Source organism: Priestia sp. 53B2 (assembly GCF_056099005.1).
Map to the genome: position 1 here is coordinate 910,402 of NZ_JBLZXA010000008.1, position 17,417 is coordinate 927,818.

A 17,417-nucleotide genomic window follows, 5' to 3' on the forward strand; every position below is an offset into this window, starting at 1 on the left:
CCTTCAGTTCACATTACTTCTTGCTTTGTACGATGCTGCTGAATAGCGATTAAACGATTAATGGCGTTCAGATATGCTTTCGCTGACGATTCTAATACGTCAAATGCTACTCCGCGTCCGCTTGCTTCAGTTCCTTCACTTTCAACCTTCACAAATACTTCAGCCAGTGCATCCGGCCCACCGTTAATAGACTGAATACGATAGTCTAATAGTTCTACATCTTGTTCAACACAGCGCTGCAGCGTATTATAGATAGCTTCCACGCTTCCAGATCCCGTAGCTGCTTCTTGAATCTCTTCGCCGTTTTCTTTGTGAAGCGTAATCGTAGCCGTTGGAATATTGTTCGTACCATACTGAACTTGCAGACTTTCAAGCTTATATTCACTGTCTTTGCTAACTTGCTTTTGAATGACTAATGCCAATAAATCATCATCGGTAATGTCTTTTTTCTTATCTGCTAAGTCTTTAAACTTCTCAAAAAGCACGTTTGCTTCTGTATCTTCCAATGTGAATCCAAGCTCTACTAAGCGTGTACGGAACGCGTGACGGCCTGAGTGTTTACCAAGCACAATTGGATTTTGTTTAACACCCACAAGTTCTGGGGAAATAATCTCATATGTTAACGGATTTTTTAAGACTCCATCTTGGTGAATACCTGATTCATGAGCAAAAGCATTTTTTCCGACAATTGCTTTATTTGGTGCAATATTCATTCCGGTAAGCTTACTGATAATGTCACTCGTACGCTTGATTTCAGGCAAGATAAGACCTGTGCTCGCTTGATAGAAATCTTGACGGACATGAAGCGCAAGTGCTACTTCTTCAAGAGCTGCGTTACCCGCACGTTCTCCGATTCCGTTAATCGTTCCTTCAATTTGAGTAGCTCCTGCTTCAATCGCAGCCATTGAATTGGCCACAGCTAGCCCTAAGTCATCGTGACAGTGAGCTGACAAATCAACTTTATGAATATTTGACACATGTTCTTTTAAGTAATTAAATACTGATTGATAGTCACCAGGAGTGATAAATCCTACTGTATCTGGAATATTAACGACTTTTGCACCAGCATCAATAACTGCTTCTACAATTCTAGCTAAAAACGGTAAATCTGTTCGACATGCATCTTCAGCAGACCATTGAACAACCGGGAATTTTTTACTTGCGTACTTCACCATTTCCACTGCTGTTTCAAGTACTTCATCAGGTGTTTTTTTCAATTTATGCTGCATATGAATTTCGGAAGTAGCGATAAAAACATGCAGTCTTGGTTCTGCACTTTCTTTTAACGCTTCCCATGCAATGTCAATATCTTTTGTAACAGACCTTGCAAGGCCTGTTACAGAAGAATTTTTGACAATAGACGCAATTTCTTTTACGGATTGAAAATCACCTTTTGAAGAAGCGGGAAATCCGGCTTCAATGATGTCGATACCTAATCGCTCTAACTGCTTAGCAATTTCAAGCTTTTCTTGTAGGTTCAAATTGACTCCAGGTGACTGTTCACCATCGCGTAGCGTCGTGTCAAATAGTTTAATTTTTTGCACTAGCGATCACCGCTTCTTTCTTTTGTTTTTTAACAAATGGCATCATTTCACGTAATTGAGCGCCAACTTTTTCAATTAAATGTTCGTTTTCACGGTTATTGATAGCTGTAAATTCCGGACGATTTGCTTGGTTTTCTAGGATCCAGCCTTTTGCAAATTTACCTGTTTGGATATCTTCAAGCACTTTTTTCATTTGTTCTTTTGAACGCTCATCTACAACGCGTGGTCCTGAAACGAAGTCACCCCATTGAGCTGTATCAGAGATTGAATAACGCATGCCTTCCATTCCGCCTTCATACATAAGGTCAACAATTAATTTTAATTCGTGTAAACACTCAAAATATGCAACTTCCGGTTGGTAGCCAGCTTCTACAAGCGTTTCAAAACCAGCTTTAACTAATGAAGTTAAACCACCGCAAAGTACTGCTTGCTCACCGAAAAGATCTGTTTCTGTTTCTTCTTTAAATGTTGTTTCTAACACACCCGCACGAGCTGAACCGATTGCTTTAGCATAAGCTAACGCTACGTCTTTTGCTTCTCCAGTTACATCTTGGAATACTGCGAATAACGCCGGTACGCCAGCTCCTTCTTCATACGTTCTTCTTACAAGGTGACCAGGGCCTTTTGGAGCTACTAAGAATACATCAACGAATTCAGGTGCTACGATTTGGTTAAAGTGAATGTTGAAACCGTGAGCAAATACTAAAGATTTTCCTGGTTTTAGTCCTGGAAGAATTTCTTCGTTATAAACTTTTGGCTGATACTCATCTGGAAGTAATACCATTACTACTTCTGCTTGTTGAACTGCATCTTTTACAGATAATACAGTGAAACCGTCTTGCTCTGCTTGATCCCATGATTTACCTTTACGTAATCCTACTACCACGTTTACTCCGCTGTCGCGTAAGTTTTGTGCGTGAGCGTGACCTTGTGAACCATAACCTACGATTGCTACTGTTTTACCTTGTAATAATTGATCCTTTGCATCTCCGTTATAATATACCTTTGTCATAATAAATCTCTCCTCTTAGTTTATATAGTTTTATATAGTTTACTTTTTAGTAACTAGCTAGAATTAAATGATTGATGAAAGTTTGGCTGCTGCTTTTTGAGTACCGCGCGGAACAGCTACTGTTCCCGTGCGCGTTACTTCTTTTAATCCATAAGGCTGAAGTAGATCAATCATCGCTTCAATCTTGCTGGATTCACCTGTTACTTGAATAATTAGGCTGTCGCGACTTACATCAATGATGGTTGCACGGAAAGGTTCAATTACTGCATAAAGTTCGTTACGGCTCGCTGGTGTAGATGCTACTTTCATTAAAGCAAGCTCTCTTGACACCACAGCTTGATCCGTAATATCTTGAACTTTCAACACGTCGATCTGCTTATTTAACTGCTTGATCACTTGTTCAGCAGCGTTATCATGCTCTACGTTCACAACAAACGTCATGCGTGATACATCCTCAGATTCAGTGTGCCCTACGGAAATACTCTCAATATTGAAATTTCTTTTCGTAAATAATCCCGTTACGCGATTTAAAACCCCCGCACGGTTTAATACAGTTGCTGTAATAATTCGCTTCATGGTTTCACCCCTACCATTTCATGTAATCCTTTTCCAGGTGCAACCATTGGATATACGTTTTCTTTAGGTGCGACAAAGAAGTTTAGTAGAACCGGTCCATCTGTTTCCATTGCTTCTTTCAGAGCCGCATGCGCTTCTTCTTCAGTAGAAGCTTGTAAACCTTTGATATCATATGCCTCTGCAAGCTTCATTAAATTAGGCTGATTAGGAATTAAAGAGTGTGAGTAGCGTTCTTCATAGAAGATTTCCTGCCACTGACGAACCATACCAAGCGACTGATTGTTGAGTACAACCACTTTTACAGGTAAATTTAATTCTCTAATAACCCCTAATTCTTGAAGCGTCATTTGAAATCCACCGTCACCAACGACTGCTACAACTGTTTTATCTTTATTTGCCAGCTGAGCGCCGATTGCAGAAGGTAATCCAAAGCCCATGGTGCCAAGACCACCTGAAGTTACCCATCGATCTGGATTATTAAATGTGTAGTATTGAGCTACCCACATTTGATGTTGCCCAACGTCCGTTGTAACAACGGCATCTCCATTTGTATACTTGTGAAGCAACTCAACTACTTTTTGTGGTTTTAACACGTCCGCTGAGTTCTGATACCATAATGGATATTCTTGCTTCCACGCCGCTAATTTCTCATGCCATTTCGTATAATCTCCAACTTCTCCTTCTTGCAGAAGCAATTGCTTCAATACTTCTTTTGCATCTCCAACAATTGGAATCTTGGTTGGAACATTCTTTCCAATTTCCGCTGGGTCGATGTCAATGTGCGCAATTTTTGCATTTGGTGCAAAATGCTTTAAGTTACCTGTTACTCGGTCATCAAAGCGTGCACCGATACTAATGAGAAGATCACTCTCATAAATTGCCATGTTTGCTGTGTACGTTCCGTGCATGCCAGCCATTCCTAAATGAAGCGGATGATCTGCAGGAAAACAGCCCAACCCTAAAAGCGTATTAATAACCGGAATATTTTGACGCTGGGCATAATTTTTTAATTCTTCTGAACCTTTACTCAATAACACTCCCGCACCTGCTAGGATAACAGGTTGTTTTGCAGCTGCTACTGCGTCTGTTAATTTTTTAACCTGCAGCTGATTTGGAAAATAAGTTGGCTGATAGCCAGGTAAATCAATTTCTCCTTCGTAATTAAATGTTCCATCACCCTGTGCCATATCTTTTGGAATGTCGATTAAGACTGGACCAGGTCTTCCTGTTGTCGCAATATGAAATGCCTCTTTGATGATTCTCGGCATATCGCTGATATTGCGTACTTGATAGCTATGTTTTGTAATTGGCATTGTGATCCCTAATACATCTGCTTCTTGGAATGCGTCAGAACCAATTACACTTGAAGCTACTTGACCAGTAAAAACAACTAAAGGAAGTGAGTCAATCATCGCATCTGCCAAACCTGTTACGATATTTGTTGCACCAGGACCACTTGTTGCGATAACTACACCGGGTTTGCCTGAAATTCTTGCGTACCCTTCTGCTGCGTGAATTCCACCTTGTTCGTGACGAGCAAGTACGTGAAACATTCCTGAACCATATAGCTTATCGTAAATCGGTAAAACGGCTCCCCCTGGGTAACCGAAGATGACGTCAACATTTTCTCTTCTTAGAGATTCAATCAACATGTCAGCTCCATTCATTTGTGCCCCAGTGCTTACAGGTTCTTTCGTTTGCATATTGGCTCCCACTTTTCTCATCCTTTCGTTTTCTAGATAAAAGAAAAAAGACTTCTCACCCCTAAATAGACCCTATCAAATGATATAGGTCAAGGGGCGAAAAGTCTTTTGTACTTTACGCGGTACCACCCTCGTTTGTAATCGTAATGATTACCTTATGAATGTATACTGTACATTCTTTTTGATAACGAGTGCTTTGGAAGTACACTCGGTCGCCCTTACTGAATTTCAGGGTGACACTCTGAGGTGAGTTCATTTTGAGTTGGTAACGCCGGCTTCCAGCAACCCGACTCTCTGTTGATACCTAAACATCAAAACTACTTATCCTCTTCAACGTTTTAAAACGCTATATGCTTTTTGAACAATGCTTTACACATCATATTTTAAATTAATTACAATTAATTAAAATTTTTAGAAAACTTATATTTGAGGACTATCTTACGCCCATTTCTATGCATAGTCAACCACTTTTCAAGATTTTTTTAGACAATTTAGACTAAACAGAATATTTGAATGCGTTTTCATTATTGATGTAATAAGGGTTTACAGCAGTTCAAAAAGTTTTTCTGAAACGTTCATTTGTACACACTGAATGAACAAACATTCACTTTTAAGATAAATAAAAAAACCGGCTTTTACTAAAAAGTAAAAGCCGGTTTTTTTTGGACGTCCCAGGAGAGATTCGAACTCCCGACCGACGGCTTAGAAGGCCGTTGCTCTATCCTGCTGAGCTACTGGGACACAATGTTAAAGTGTATCAAAGACAATACTTATTATATTCAAATATAATTTAAAAGTCAACGTTTTTTTGAAATTTTATGAGAAGAGAGGTAAAAAACCTTCTCTTCTCCCTATATTTGGCTATATTATGCTGAAAGTGTACAGGTTAACTGCATGCTAGGAATATGTTTACCGCTTATATCGTAAAACTGCACGGTAGCTTCTGTACCATCCATTACTAGTATAGCATACGTACGTTCTTTTCTCATACGAGGAAGTAACATACTTCCTGGATTGATAAATAAAACTCCGTCCATGAGCTCAGCTCCCGCTATGTGAGAATGCCCAAAACAAACAACGTTTGCCCCGACTTCTCTCGCTTTGTAATGCAGATTCATCATAGACATTTTAACATTATATAAGTGACCGTGTGTAACTAGACACGTAGCTTCTCCAAGCGACTCTACTCGATCATTAACGTAAGATGCATCGTAGTCACAATTTCCTCGAACGCCTAAAAACGCAGACATTTCTTTGCTGTCTTGCGGCAACTCAGAGTCCCCACAATGGATCATCTTATCTACATCAGCATGTCTCTCTCTGATAGTGAGCAGCTCTTCTTGTAACCCGTGGCTATCGCTTACAATTAATAGTTTCACACGTCATCACTCCTTCTAAAATTGCGCATCAATTAGCGGTGCTAGTTTTTTTAACGCATTTGCTCGGTGACTAATCTGATTTTTTTGCTCTTTGGTCAATTCTGCCATGGAGCATCTCCATTTTTCTACAAAGAAAATGGGATCGTACCCAAAACCGTTCTCCCCTCTTTGTTCCTCCAAGATGTGCCCTTCACACGTGCCTTCTACAATTTCGGTTTTCTTTCCGGGCACTGCAATAGCAAGAGCACAATGAAAGCGTGCCGTGCGCTTTTCAAACGGCACGTCATTTAATTTTTGAAGTACTTTCTCTATATTAGCATTATCATCTTTATTTTCACCAGCATAACGCGCGGAATAAACGCCTGGCTCCCCGTTTAAGGCATCAATAGCAAGCCCGGAATCATCGGCAATGACCGGCTTATTTAATGCGGATGAAATGGCCTCTGCTTTTAGCGTGGCATTCTCTACAAATGTAACGCCCGTTTCTTCCACGTCTTCAATCTCAGGAAAATCAAGAAGCGATTTTACTTTAAATCCCTTCGGTGAGAAAAGTGTTTCAAAATCTTTTACTTTGCCTGCGTTTTTAGTTGCAATAATGATTTCACGCACGTTAATCCCTTACCTTTCTTTAACCGGAATATAGGCAGCCAGGTGATCAAGAACTTCCTTTTGCTGTTCAATCAATTGATAAACACCCTTTTCCCCTAAATCTAGAAGATGGTTTAACTGTTCTCTCGAAAACGTCGATTCCTCTCCCGTTCCCTGTAATTCTACAAACTGTCCGCTTCCTGTCATCACAATATTCATGTCAACTTCCGCTGTCGAATCTTCTTCATAATTTAAATCTAAAATCGAATTTTCTCCATGAATACCTACTGAAGTCGCAGCTAAGTAGTCACGAATAGGAATTTCTGTTAGCTTGTTCTCTTCAACCAGCTTTCCAAACGCTAAAACCATGGCCACAAAAGCACCTGTAATCGATGCTGTTCTTGTGCCGCCATCTGCTTGAATAACATCACAATCAATCCAAATTGTCTTTTCTCCGACCTTTTCCAGATCGACTACAGAACGAAGAGCTCGTCCGATTAGACGCTGAATTTCCATTGTTCGTCCTGTGACTTTACCTTTTGATGATTCACGTATATTTCTTTGTGCCGTAGCTCGAGGCAGCATAGAATATTCAGCTGTAATCCATCCTTTTCCTTGTCCACGCATAAAAGGAGGCACTCTGTCGTCTATGCTTGCTGTACAAATAACCTTTGTGTCTCCTACCGAGATTAATACAGATCCTTCTGGATGCTTTAAGTATGAAGTATGAAGAGATACAGGTCTCAATTCATTAAATTCCCTACCGTCCAAACGCATTAAGCATGTCCTCCTATTCATTCATTTATATGTAATAGTCTCTTCCATTTTAACTATAAAACAGCGGAAAGAGGTCGCTATTTCAGCAGACCTCTTTCTACTTAGTCCTTTACTAGTATAACAAAAATTTGTTTTTAAAAACTACCTGTGTTCACATTTTTAGGTCTTGAAACTGGTTCCGTTAATTTTTTCCCTTTTTCATCTTTTAGCGTTTTTTTGCCATTCACCTTAATAGCAACGCTGTCTACGGCTTTTTGTTCCGTCAGAGATAACACTAAGGAGTCGAGAACATGCTGAGAAATTTCCGTTCCTTTTAAATTCCCAAAGATGTTTTTATTAAAGTTCAGCGTTAACTCACCGTCCGCATACTTTGGAGCTGCTACGAGCTTTGCATCAGGATTAAAATCTGTCACTAAACCTGATGCAGGCGCAGGTCCTTCTACAAGTTCGTTCACAATGGCAGTGTACATATCTTTGTCATCAGAAGCAATTCGTTTTGTGACAGGAACATAGTAAGTTTGTTTGCCCTCTTGAGCTAAGTAATAAATCGTAACTGGCTTCGTTTGAGTTACGTCAACTACTCCAGTATTATCAAAGTTAATGCCATCTGCTCTGCTCAACCCTTTACTGATTGGCGTATGATTTACAGGCATCTCATCTTTATCATAGCCGTTAATGCGAATTTTAACTTTATTTACGCCTTCAAACTGCGTCAGCGTCCAAGTGACGGCCTGCAGAATACGGAGTTCATCTTCTTTTTTATACTCAGCAAATTCAGGTGAAAAATCTGCTACCATCGTGCCGTCACTTTCCAGCTTTGTCCCTAAAACTCTTGTATCAGCAGGAAGAACCGCTCGGAAATTATTTGGCAATAAGTTTGTGACTGGTCCACCCTCTACTAAATATTCAAGAGACTGTTTAGCGACACCTTTTGATTTAGGAATTTCAAGCGTCTGGGGAACAACGTACCCGTTTTTATCAATTAAGTAGAGTTCTCTTTTGGTAGGCGCAGATGTTTCTGCGGCTTTACTTTGTTTTTTATTAGCTTCCGTTACTTTCGCTTCAGTCGCTAATGATTTTTCATCTTTCACATAGGTGACATCCTTTGGCGGATCAATTTCCTTTGCTGCGTTATCCCCTCCGAAAAGTCCACAGCCGGATAACAATACAGATGTGGTCACCACGGCGGATATGAGAACAAGTTGGGTCTTTTTGGACATTCCTTTCCCTCCTCAGACTGTTTGTACTACTATGTATACGAGCTGTTTTTGCATTTTAGACCAGCTCAAAAAAGTTTTTGTCCACAAAAAAAACCGAGCATGATATGCACGGTTTTAAAGCTTGATATGTTCAACATTATATACAGGGTGCTCAAACCATTTAGATGCAATAGATTGAAACAGTTCTGTTGATCCTGTTGTAAAGAAGTAGTGTTCAGGCTCCATATTTCTAGGAGCTAGTAAATTGCTATAAGAAAGAATGGCACTTACCTCTATTGCCGTTTCTTCACCAGAACTGATTAACTGAACTCGAGGCCCAATTGCTTCTTGAATAACTGGCTTTAATAACGGATAATGCGTACATCCTAAAATAAGGGTATCCATATCTGTATGATAAAAAGGTTTTAATGTTTCTTTTACAATTCGCTGCGCTTCCGGTCCTTCATAATTACCGCTCTCTACAAGAGGTACAAACAAAGGGCATGCTAAATTTTCCACTTCCACTCTCGTATGAAGAGCGCGGAGTGCATGTGTATAGGCTTGACTTTTCACGGTTCCGTTTGTGCCGATTACGCCTATTTTATGATTTTTAGTTACTTTAAGCGCAGCGCGTGATCCTGGTTCAATGACGCCTATAACCGGAATATCGAGCTGTTCTTGAATTTCATCCAGTACAACTGCCGTAGCCGTATTGCACGCAATAACAAGCATTTTAATATCTTTAGCTATTAAATAATTAGTCATCTCCCATGTGAAAGCTCGTACTTCTTCACTAGGACGAGGACCGTATGGGCAGCGGGCTGTATCTCCAATGTACATAATTTGTTCTTTCGGAAGCTGTCTCATAATTTCCTTTGCTACCGTTAATCCACCCACACCTGAATCTATAACACCAATTGGTCTACTCAAAACAATCGCCTCATTTTTCTTTCATTTCATCATGCAATTTTCGTAACGTTACTCGTAAAACTTCCGTTTCACTCGGAGAGAAGTTTGCCAGTACGCCATTTAAATACGTTTGTCTCTTTTCAATTACTTCTTCGATAACACGTGCTCCTTCAGGAAGCAAATGAATACGCACTACGCGGCGGTCTTTTGGATCTTTCACCCGAACCACCAACTTGTTTTTTTCCATACGATCTACTAAATCTGTCGTTGTACTACAAGCGAGAAAAATACGATTTGATAAATCGCCAATCGTCATATCTCCACGTTCGAACAGCCACTGCAAAGCAATAAACTGAGGTGGCGTAATCGTATAGTCTTCTAAAATTTCTCTTCCTTTTTGCTTCACAATCGCTGCAATATGTCGAAGTGACTTTTCTAATTCTGCCACTGTATCCTCATTATTTTTTGCTGTCATACCGTAATCCTTTCCACCTATAAGTCTTATTTTCTATTATTTCTTTCAGTTAAACCCGTCTCTATTGTTTCTCATTTCTATTTTATATTGTGCTCTTTTTTCGGTGATTTTTCAAGGTTAACATGAGGATTCTGCAACGTTCAGCATAAGTCTACATACTCTCATTCAGCATCAAAAAACAGCTGCTCCATAAAAGGAGCAGCTGTTTCTATTAATTATTGATATACAGCTCAAAAACTGAGCTGAAATCTTTTGTTGTGTAGGCTGTTTTTTTATCTAATAACCAAGAAAACGCGGCTTCGTTAATTTCTTTAAATTCACCAGCAACACTTCCACTTGTATTTTTTGTACTGCTTAGCGTAGAAGAAGCTAGCTGAATGCTTTGTTTAGCAAAATCGAGCGCAATTTCATTTTCACGCGTTATTTCAGACATTTTAAACAGCGCTTTATATAAATCTTTTACCTCTTCTATATGCTTTTTGTGTACATCGATAGAAAAAGTCTCCGAGCCAATTTTAAATTTAATTTCCACATCTAAATCGACAGTTCCAGCCGTTTCTAGCATCACGTTTGAAATGTGATTTGTGCTGTAGTTATAGCGGCGAAGCATTCGCTTTTTACTTGTAGCACTTGTTCCATCAAGGTGAATGAGCGCTTTATTGGTAAAGCAATATTCATCTGACTTTGATTTGATTAGAAAATAAATTTTTTCTTGTTCTTCATGCATAACGTAATCGTCTGCATCTACCTTGTCATAATCAACTGACTTAATAACAGAACCAATATCACTTAGCCCCAATACATCAGCAGCTACTTTTCCAAACATTTCCCCATCTCCCTTTTAAAAACGATTGTGTTATTTTCATGTTTTAAGTCTACTGTGCAAATGAGGGGATGTAAATAAAAAAAGGAGCTTCTTTAAAAGAAGCTCCACATTTATTAAAAGAACAAATTTAAAATCATATAGATAAGTGCAGCTAATGAAGCTGAAATTGGCAATGTGATAACCCATGTAATCACCATGCGCTGTGCAGTTCCCCATTTTACACCTTTCACTCGGTGTGCAGAACCTACACCTAAGATAGAAGATGAAATAACATGAGTAGTACTGACAGGTAGATGAATAAACGTTGCTCCAAAGATAATGGCAGCACCTGTTAAGTCCGCAGCTACTCCATTAACAGGACGAATTTTCATAATTTTACCGCCAACGGTTTTAATGATTTTCCATCCACCAATTGACGTTCCAAGCCCCATTGCAACCGCACAAGCCAGCTGTACCCACCACTGAATCTCAGTACCGCTTTGCATATTGTTAGCAATAAGCGCTAGCGTAATGATACCCATTGCTTTTTGCGCATCATTCGTACCGTGTGTGTAAGATTGTAGGGCTGCAGTCAGGATTTGAACGCGTCGAAAACGCTTATTCGTTTTCGTCAAGTTATGGTTTTTAAACGTTAGTTTGATAATCGTATAGACAATATAACCTACTACAAAGGCTAGAACTGGTGAAATTAGAAGAGCTTCAATGATTTTGATGAAACCTTTGTAATTTAAAGCACCAAATCCAGCAGCTGCAATAGCTGCTCCTGCAATCGATCCAATAATTGCATGAGAAGAACTACTCGGGATACCGAAATACCATGTGATTAGGTTCCACGCGATAGCAGAAATTAATGCTGCTAAAATAACGATAGAGCCATTTTGAAGCGTATAAGGATCAACGATATCCTTTGTAATCGTTTTGGCTACGCCCGTAAACGTCATAGCACCGACAAAGTTCATGGTTGCGGCTAAAAGAATTGCATGTCGCGGTTTTAAAGCTTTGGTTGAAACAGAAGTCGCAATGGCATTAGCTGTATCGTGAAATCCGTTGATAAAGTCAAAACCAAGTGCACCAACTACAATTAGAATGGTTAATATTAGCATCGAATCCATTATAATATAGCCCCGTTACGCATTCTTCATAATAACTGATTCTAAGTTGTTCGCAACCGTTTGACAATAATCCGCGATTTCTTCTAGCGTTTCATAAATTTCTTTATATTGAATAACTTTAATTGGATCTTTACATGTTGCAAATAATTGTTTTAGTGCACGACGATATAATGTATCACAATGTGACTCATACTCTTTAATTTTAATTGCATGCTCACTAATTTGAAGAAGCTTTTTCTCAGACAACAAATTAATAGTAATTAAAATCTCTTCAGCACAGCCTTGAATATTTTTAACAAATTCAGCTACATATTCATCAAATGTCGTAATTGAATGAATTTCCATTAAAGCAGCAAAGCTGTCGATGCCATCAAGTACATCATCCATGCTCATCGCTAGCTGTAAAATATCTTCACGCTCAATTGGAGTAATAAATGCTTTGTTCAACTCAGTAATCACTGTATGCACGTATTTATCACCTTTTGATTCATACGCTTTTAAAACGTTGGCAAATTCCTTTAGGTCAGATACATTTTGAAGTTCAAAGCTGCCTAAAAACTCCGCTGAGTCCTTAATATTTTGGGCAATGTCCATTAACATTTCAGAAAACTTGTCTTTTTTTCTTTTGATCACGTTGCAATCCTCCATCCAATTTATCGAAACTTTACCACTCGTTTTTTCTCTCTATCTTTTTATATGTGTTCTAGTTTCTTTTTTCATTTAAAGTAATGGATAAAACTTAGCTGTTCATTACTATAACGAGAGAAACCACCTCTCTTGTGTATCAAAAAATTCTAAAAAAACAAACGTTTACCAGAGCAAAAGTCCCAAAAGGTGGTTCTTTTACTTATAGGTTATGCGATTCATTTTTTTACGCCAAGTCAAAAATTACTCCTATTATTGTTAATTGTCAATAACTTTTCAAACACATTTTTTTAAGTCTCTTTACAATACATTAACAATAATACGTTCATTCCTTTTAAAATAAGGGTTTTCAGAGTTTGTATAAAACTGGGATTTACAAAAACTTAACATTACTCCCCTTGTGTAAATAACAAAAGCCAGCTCCTTTAGAACTGGCTTTTATTATTTACTTATTATATTGCTGAAATACATTTTTCACTTTCGGCACGACGTAATGACTTCCACCTTTATCTTCTACTCCTTCAACCATCATTGAAACGAGTAGGTTTTTCTGTTTGGTGTCCACAGCTACAAACCAGCCGTTTTCCTGCCCTTTTTCACCTTGAGTTTTCTTTAATTCTGCCGTTCCAGTTTTTCCAGCCAGCGTTAACCCATCTATCTTTGCAGCATGACCCGTACCGTTTTTATCTTCAATGACATCAACTAAATCATTTTGAATTAACTGCGCCGTTTCTTTCGATATTACTTGTTTTTTCCATATTCCACTCTCATCACCGTTCATAAGAATAGGCTTTACTATGTTTCCATCGTTTACAATCGATGTATACATCAATGCCAAGTGGAGAGGGTTCACTTGCAGTTTCCCCTGGCCATACCCAGAGTTTGCTAATACTCCCTCATCTTTAATATCTTGATCACCTGCAATTTTAGACGTTTCAAAAGGGTAATTAACAGGCATTTTTTGATTGAACCCAAACTGTTTTAAACCACTGTTAAATTTGTCTAAACCTAGCTTCAAAGCAGTCTGCGCAAAATAAATATTATCAGATGTAACATAAGCATCACGTAAATTAACATTCGGCTTGCTTCCCACTCGTGTTACGTAGAAATTCCCCCAGCTTTTATCTTTTTGCCATTTCTTCCCGCTGATTGATATACTTTCGTTTGGATTTAGCACGCCTTCATCAACTGCTAAAGCTCCCGTGACTAACTTAAATGTAGATCCCGGAGAATACGTTTTGGTAAAGCGATTCATTAACGGCTTATCGGGATTCGTTGAAAGGGATTGATACGTATTAGCATCGATTCCAAAAGAAAAAGAATTCGGATCAAAAGCTGGCGTGCTTACAAGACCTAATATTTCTCCCGTTTTAGGTTGAAGAGCAGTAGCTACTCCTTTTTCATCTTTTAACTGTTCATAAAGGGATTTTTGAACATTCGTGTCTACCGTAACTTGAATGCTTTCCCCGTCTTTTGGATTCACTTTTGCAATTTCATTCTTTTTGTTACCATCTTTATCTACAGTATAAATCGTGACGCCGTCTCGAGCACGAAGCTTATCTTCATATAAAGACTCTAAGCCAATCATTCCAGCTTTAGACTGAGCATTATAGCCTTCATCTTTATGCTCTTTTAAATATTCCGCTGTGACAGGCGCAACGTATCCAACTAAATGGGCACATGCTTCTTCACAAGGATATACGCGCGCATTTACCTTTTTTTGTTGAATGCCTTCTACTTTTTTCAAAGAATTCTCTAAATTAGAGGCATCTTTTTGACTAACTGTTTTAATAGGAACAAATTGATTCTCTTTCACCCAAGAAGCGCTCAGTGCTTGATTAATACTTTTTTCTGAAAGAGCAAGAGTCTTGCTTAATTGTTGTATAGCTTGCTCGCCTCCTTTAGAAAACTGCTGGGGAACAACTCCAACTTGAATCGCTTCTCCGTTTTGAGCTAAATATTTCCCTGAACGATCCATAATTTCTCCACGCACAGCTGACTGATTAGCTACTCTTATTTGCTCTCCTTGCTTAAGTCCTTTAAAAATCATATTAGGCTTCCAATTAATATACCAATTCTCTGTATCCCCTTGTTTTTCTTGAACCACAGCAGCATTTTCTTTAAATGAGATTTCACCGGCTACAGAGTTCATGTTTACTTCAAAAGGTAAAACAGCTTTATGGTCTTTTATTTCTAAGTCTTCTATTTTACTTACCTTCACTTTAAGCTTGTCCGCTTCAATTGCATCATAGATATTTTTATATCGATTTACAAAGTCTTTTTCTGAAATCGTCTTTTTAGCCTCTTTAGACAAGTATCCATACATGCCTTTAAAATCTTCTTTATTCCACATGGCTACATATTTATCAAATCGATCCTGTGCTTTCTGTTGATCATTTGAGCAACCGGCAGTTATTAATAAGAGAATTCCCATAGTAAAAAATAGCCACCCAATTCGTCTCATGATGATTTTCCCCCTTTTTTCAATACCATTTCTCTATCATATAAAATTTTACATAAACTTTCCATCGGAAAGCTACAATCAGGAATTAATTGGTATTACAACCCGCTAAAATTACATATCGACAAAAAAATCAATAGGTAAATAAGAAAAAAATGAACATTTTGTGAATATTTTGTGTCTTTTTTGGAAAGTATTTGATATAATAATTGTAAGAAGAAAAAGAATAGGAGGCGACTAAAATGAGAAGATTCTTACAGTTTTACTTTATGTTTAGTTCTCTGTTCTGTTTTGGAAGCGTTTTCGTCCTACTTATGTCTCAAGAATATTATTTTGCACCGTTATTCCTCACACTGGGCTGTTTAAATATTTTTCTCTTTAAAGTATATATTCAAGAAAGTCGAAAAGATAAACAAGCTGCACCTGAAAAACCTAAACCAACAATTTAACGAACTCGTCTCTCGGCTGAGATGAATGTAAAAGAAGAACCGGTGAATTTTTCACCGGTTCTTCTTTTACGAAGTTGAAGCTTTTGGAAACCTATCGTTTGCAATAATCTCACCGATGCTTTCACTCTTTCCTTCACCGTCATCAATATTTAAAAGCGGGAACAATAACTCTCCTACATGATAAGCCTCTTCTAAATGCGGATAGCCTGATAAAATAAAAGATTCAATTCCTAAAGCTTCATATTCTTTTATTCGTTTCGCTACATTTTCAGCACTGCCTACTAGTGCAGTGCCTGCACCTCCCCGGACGAGCCCTACACCTGCCCATAAGTTAGGGCTAATCGTAAGTTCCTCTCGGGTTCCTCTATGAAGGCACGCCATTCGCTGCTGCCCGACTGAGTCATACCTAGCAAAAGTACGCTGTGCAGCTTGAATCGTGTCGTCGTCCAAATGCTGAATTAATCGATCGGCTGCTTGCCAAGCTTCTTCTTCCGTTTCGCGTACAATAATATGCAAACGAATCCCAAACTTAACGGTTCTGCCTTCTGCTTCTGCTTGCTTTCTCACAGCCGTTATTTTTTCCCTTACTTGTTCAGGAGGTTCGCCCCACGTTAAATACACGTCAGAATGTTTTGCTGCAACTTTTTGTCCTGCGGGTGAAGATCCGCCAAAATAAATAGGTGGAGAAGGTTTTTGAACAGGTGGATACAACAGCTCACTGTTCTCTACATGAATATGTTTTCCTTCATAATTAACCGTATCTCCACCCAATAACCCTTTCCACACATCTAAAAATTCATCCGCAGCTTCATAACGTTCATCATGTGATAAGAAAAGGCCATCTCCCGCTAATTCTGCCGGATCTCCTCCTGCTACTACATTAACTAGTAAACGACCGTTTGAAATTCGATCAAGAGTCGAGGTCATGCGCGCTGCCACGGAAGGCGCCATAATGCCGGGACGTACAGCTACTAAAAATTTTAAACGCTCTGTTTCAGGTATAAGTGAAGCAGCCAATAGCCACGGGTCTTCGCATGATTTCCCCGTTGGAATCAAAACTCCTTCAAATCCTAACCGGTCAGCTGCTTGAGCAACTTGCCGAAAATATGAATAGTCTGCTGAACGACCTCCTCGATTTGTCCCTAGATATCTTCCATCTCCATGGGAAGGAATAAACCATAACATTTTCATGATTCAACACTCCTTTTTGTTTGTTCTAGATGATATCCCAGTTCTTTTAATGAACGTTTAATTCTCGCTTCTGCTTCTTCCGCAATAAACTCAATTTCGTTTTCTTTCGTATAGGCCACCTCAGAATCAACAATATAAACTCCGTGAATAAGAGCAGTAGCTCCTAAAACGGATAATGTCGGCTTAAATACATAATCAAGAGCCAATAGATGAGCAATGGTTCCCCCTGTAGCTATCGGTAGCACGGTTTTATTGTGCAAACCTTTTTCAGGTATTAAATCTAAAAATGTTTTTAAAATTCCTGTGTAGCTAGCTTTATAGATTGGACTGACAATAATAACGGCATCAGCATCTGCGACTTTCTTTTGAGCTTCTTGAATCGCAGAGCTAGAAAAGTTAGCATATACTAAGTCTTCAGCGGGCAAGTCACGGACATGCACGGTTTTCACTTTATATTTTTCATCTTGTAGATATACTGCAATATACTCGCTTAAAGCAGCTGACCTTGATTGCTTTGAAGGGCTTCCTGCAATAATTGTAACCTGGCTCATTATCATCTCTCCTTTTCACT

17 protein-coding genes, 1 tRNA gene and 1 other annotated feature are annotated in these 17,417 nt (G+C 38.8%); of the genes, 1 reads left to right on the forward strand and 17 read right to left on the reverse strand.

The genetic code is table 11. From position 1 onward, the window contains the following. Positions 1-8 precede the first annotated feature (8 nt). The 15 genes from ACN6NE_RS08075 to ACN6NE_RS08145 form a co-directional block, all read right to left on the reverse strand. The gene (locus ACN6NE_RS08075; protein WP_129704955.1) at positions 9-1,544 is read right to left on the reverse strand and encodes a 2-isopropylmalate synthase; all 1,536 of its coding nucleotides are present in this window, start codon (positions 1,542-1,544) and stop codon (positions 9-11) included. Continuing rightward, positions 1,531-2,556, reverse strand: a complete 1,026-nt coding sequence (gene ilvC / locus ACN6NE_RS08080) for a ketol-acid reductoisomerase (RefSeq protein ID WP_013085141.1) — start codon at positions 2,554-2,556, stop codon at positions 1,531-1,533. The genes ACN6NE_RS08075 and ilvC overlap by 14 nt, the downstream gene beginning before the upstream one ends. 63 nt (positions 2,557-2,619) lie before the next feature. Continuing rightward, positions 2,620-3,132, reverse strand: coding sequence for an acetolactate synthase small subunit (ilvN, locus tag ACN6NE_RS08085; protein WP_013059375.1), 513 nt, complete (start codon positions 3,130-3,132; stop codon positions 2,620-2,622). Continuing rightward, entirely contained in the window at positions 3,129-4,856 is a 1,728-nt protein-coding gene (ilvB, locus tag ACN6NE_RS08090; protein WP_240702512.1) for an acetolactate synthase large subunit, read from the reverse strand. The genes ilvN and ilvB overlap by 4 nt, the downstream gene beginning before the upstream one ends. A gap of 68 nt (positions 4,857-4,924) precedes the next feature. Continuing rightward, positions 4,925-5,178: a binding site (T-box leader), on the reverse strand. A 324-nt stretch (positions 5,179-5,502) separates the two neighbouring features. Beyond that, positions 5,503-5,576 (reverse strand) — tRNA-Arg (locus ACN6NE_RS08095). 125 nt (positions 5,577-5,701) lie between these two features. Then, positions 5,702-6,214 (reverse strand): metallophosphoesterase, encoded by a 513-nt coding sequence (locus ACN6NE_RS08100; protein WP_013059377.1) that lies wholly within the window; start codon positions 6,212-6,214, stop codon positions 5,702-5,704. A gap of 15 nt (positions 6,215-6,229) precedes the next feature. After that, positions 6,230-6,823: an XTP/dITP diphosphatase gene (locus ACN6NE_RS08105; RefSeq protein ID WP_474325086.1), complete on the reverse strand. Its 594-nt coding sequence runs from the start codon at positions 6,821-6,823 to the stop codon at positions 6,230-6,232. 9 nt (positions 6,824-6,832) lie between these two features. After that, positions 6,833-7,579, reverse strand: coding sequence for a ribonuclease PH (gene rph / locus ACN6NE_RS08110; RefSeq protein ID WP_013059379.1), 747 nt, complete (start codon positions 7,577-7,579; stop codon positions 6,833-6,835). Positions 7,580-7,713: 134 nt separating this feature from the next. Beyond that, complete coding sequence (locus tag ACN6NE_RS08115) at positions 7,714-8,799, reverse strand: GerMN domain-containing protein (RefSeq protein WP_025601439.1); 1,086 nt, start codon at positions 8,797-8,799, stop codon at positions 7,714-7,716. Between the two features lie 114 nt (positions 8,800-8,913). Next, positions 8,914-9,708, reverse strand: coding sequence for a glutamate racemase (gene racE, locus ACN6NE_RS08120; protein WP_013085145.1), 795 nt, complete (start codon positions 9,706-9,708; stop codon positions 8,914-8,916). A gap of 10 nt (positions 9,709-9,718) precedes the next feature. After that, positions 9,719-10,162, reverse strand: a complete 444-nt coding sequence (locus tag ACN6NE_RS08125; RefSeq protein WP_013059382.1) for a MarR family winged helix-turn-helix transcriptional regulator — start codon at positions 10,160-10,162, stop codon at positions 9,719-9,721. Positions 10,163-10,373: 211 nt separating this feature from the next. Next, positions 10,374-10,988, reverse strand: coding sequence for a PH domain-containing protein (locus ACN6NE_RS08130; protein ID WP_474325089.1), 615 nt, complete (start codon positions 10,986-10,988; stop codon positions 10,374-10,376). 113 nt (positions 10,989-11,101) lie between these two features. Then, on the reverse strand, positions 11,102-12,100 hold the full coding sequence (locus tag ACN6NE_RS08135; RefSeq protein WP_129704965.1) for an inorganic phosphate transporter: 999 nt from the start codon (positions 12,098-12,100) through the stop codon (positions 11,102-11,104). A gap of 15 nt (positions 12,101-12,115) precedes the next feature. Further along, the gene (locus ACN6NE_RS08140) at positions 12,116-12,748 is read right to left on the reverse strand and encodes a DUF47 domain-containing protein (RefSeq protein WP_029711160.1); all 633 of its coding nucleotides are present in this window, start codon (positions 12,746-12,748) and stop codon (positions 12,116-12,118) included. Positions 12,749-13,190: 442 nt separating this feature from the next. Continuing rightward, positions 13,191-15,209 (reverse strand): penicillin-binding transpeptidase domain-containing protein, encoded by a 2,019-nt coding sequence (locus tag ACN6NE_RS08145; RefSeq protein WP_474325092.1) that lies wholly within the window; start codon positions 15,207-15,209, stop codon positions 13,191-13,193. A 239-nt stretch (positions 15,210-15,448) separates the two neighbouring features. Between ACN6NE_RS08145 and ACN6NE_RS08150 the strand changes: the two genes are divergently transcribed. Next, the gene (locus tag ACN6NE_RS08150; protein WP_013059387.1) at positions 15,449-15,655 is read left to right on the forward strand and encodes a hypothetical protein; all 207 of its coding nucleotides are present in this window, start codon (positions 15,449-15,451) and stop codon (positions 15,653-15,655) included. A 66-nt stretch (positions 15,656-15,721) separates the two neighbouring features. Here the strand turns inward: ACN6NE_RS08150 and ssuD are convergent, their stop codons facing one another. Then, positions 15,722-16,846 carry an FMNH2-dependent alkanesulfonate monooxygenase gene (ssuD, locus tag ACN6NE_RS08155; protein ID WP_474325094.1) on the reverse strand — a complete coding sequence of 375 codons (1,125 nt, stop codon included), beginning with the start codon at positions 16,844-16,846 and terminating at the stop codon, positions 15,722-15,724. Continuing rightward, positions 16,843-17,397 (reverse strand): NADPH-dependent FMN reductase, encoded by a 555-nt coding sequence (ssuE, locus tag ACN6NE_RS08160; RefSeq protein WP_474325096.1) that lies wholly within the window; start codon positions 17,395-17,397, stop codon positions 16,843-16,845. The genes ssuD and ssuE overlap by 4 nt, the downstream gene beginning before the upstream one ends. Between the last annotated feature and the right edge of the window lie 20 nt (positions 17,398-17,417).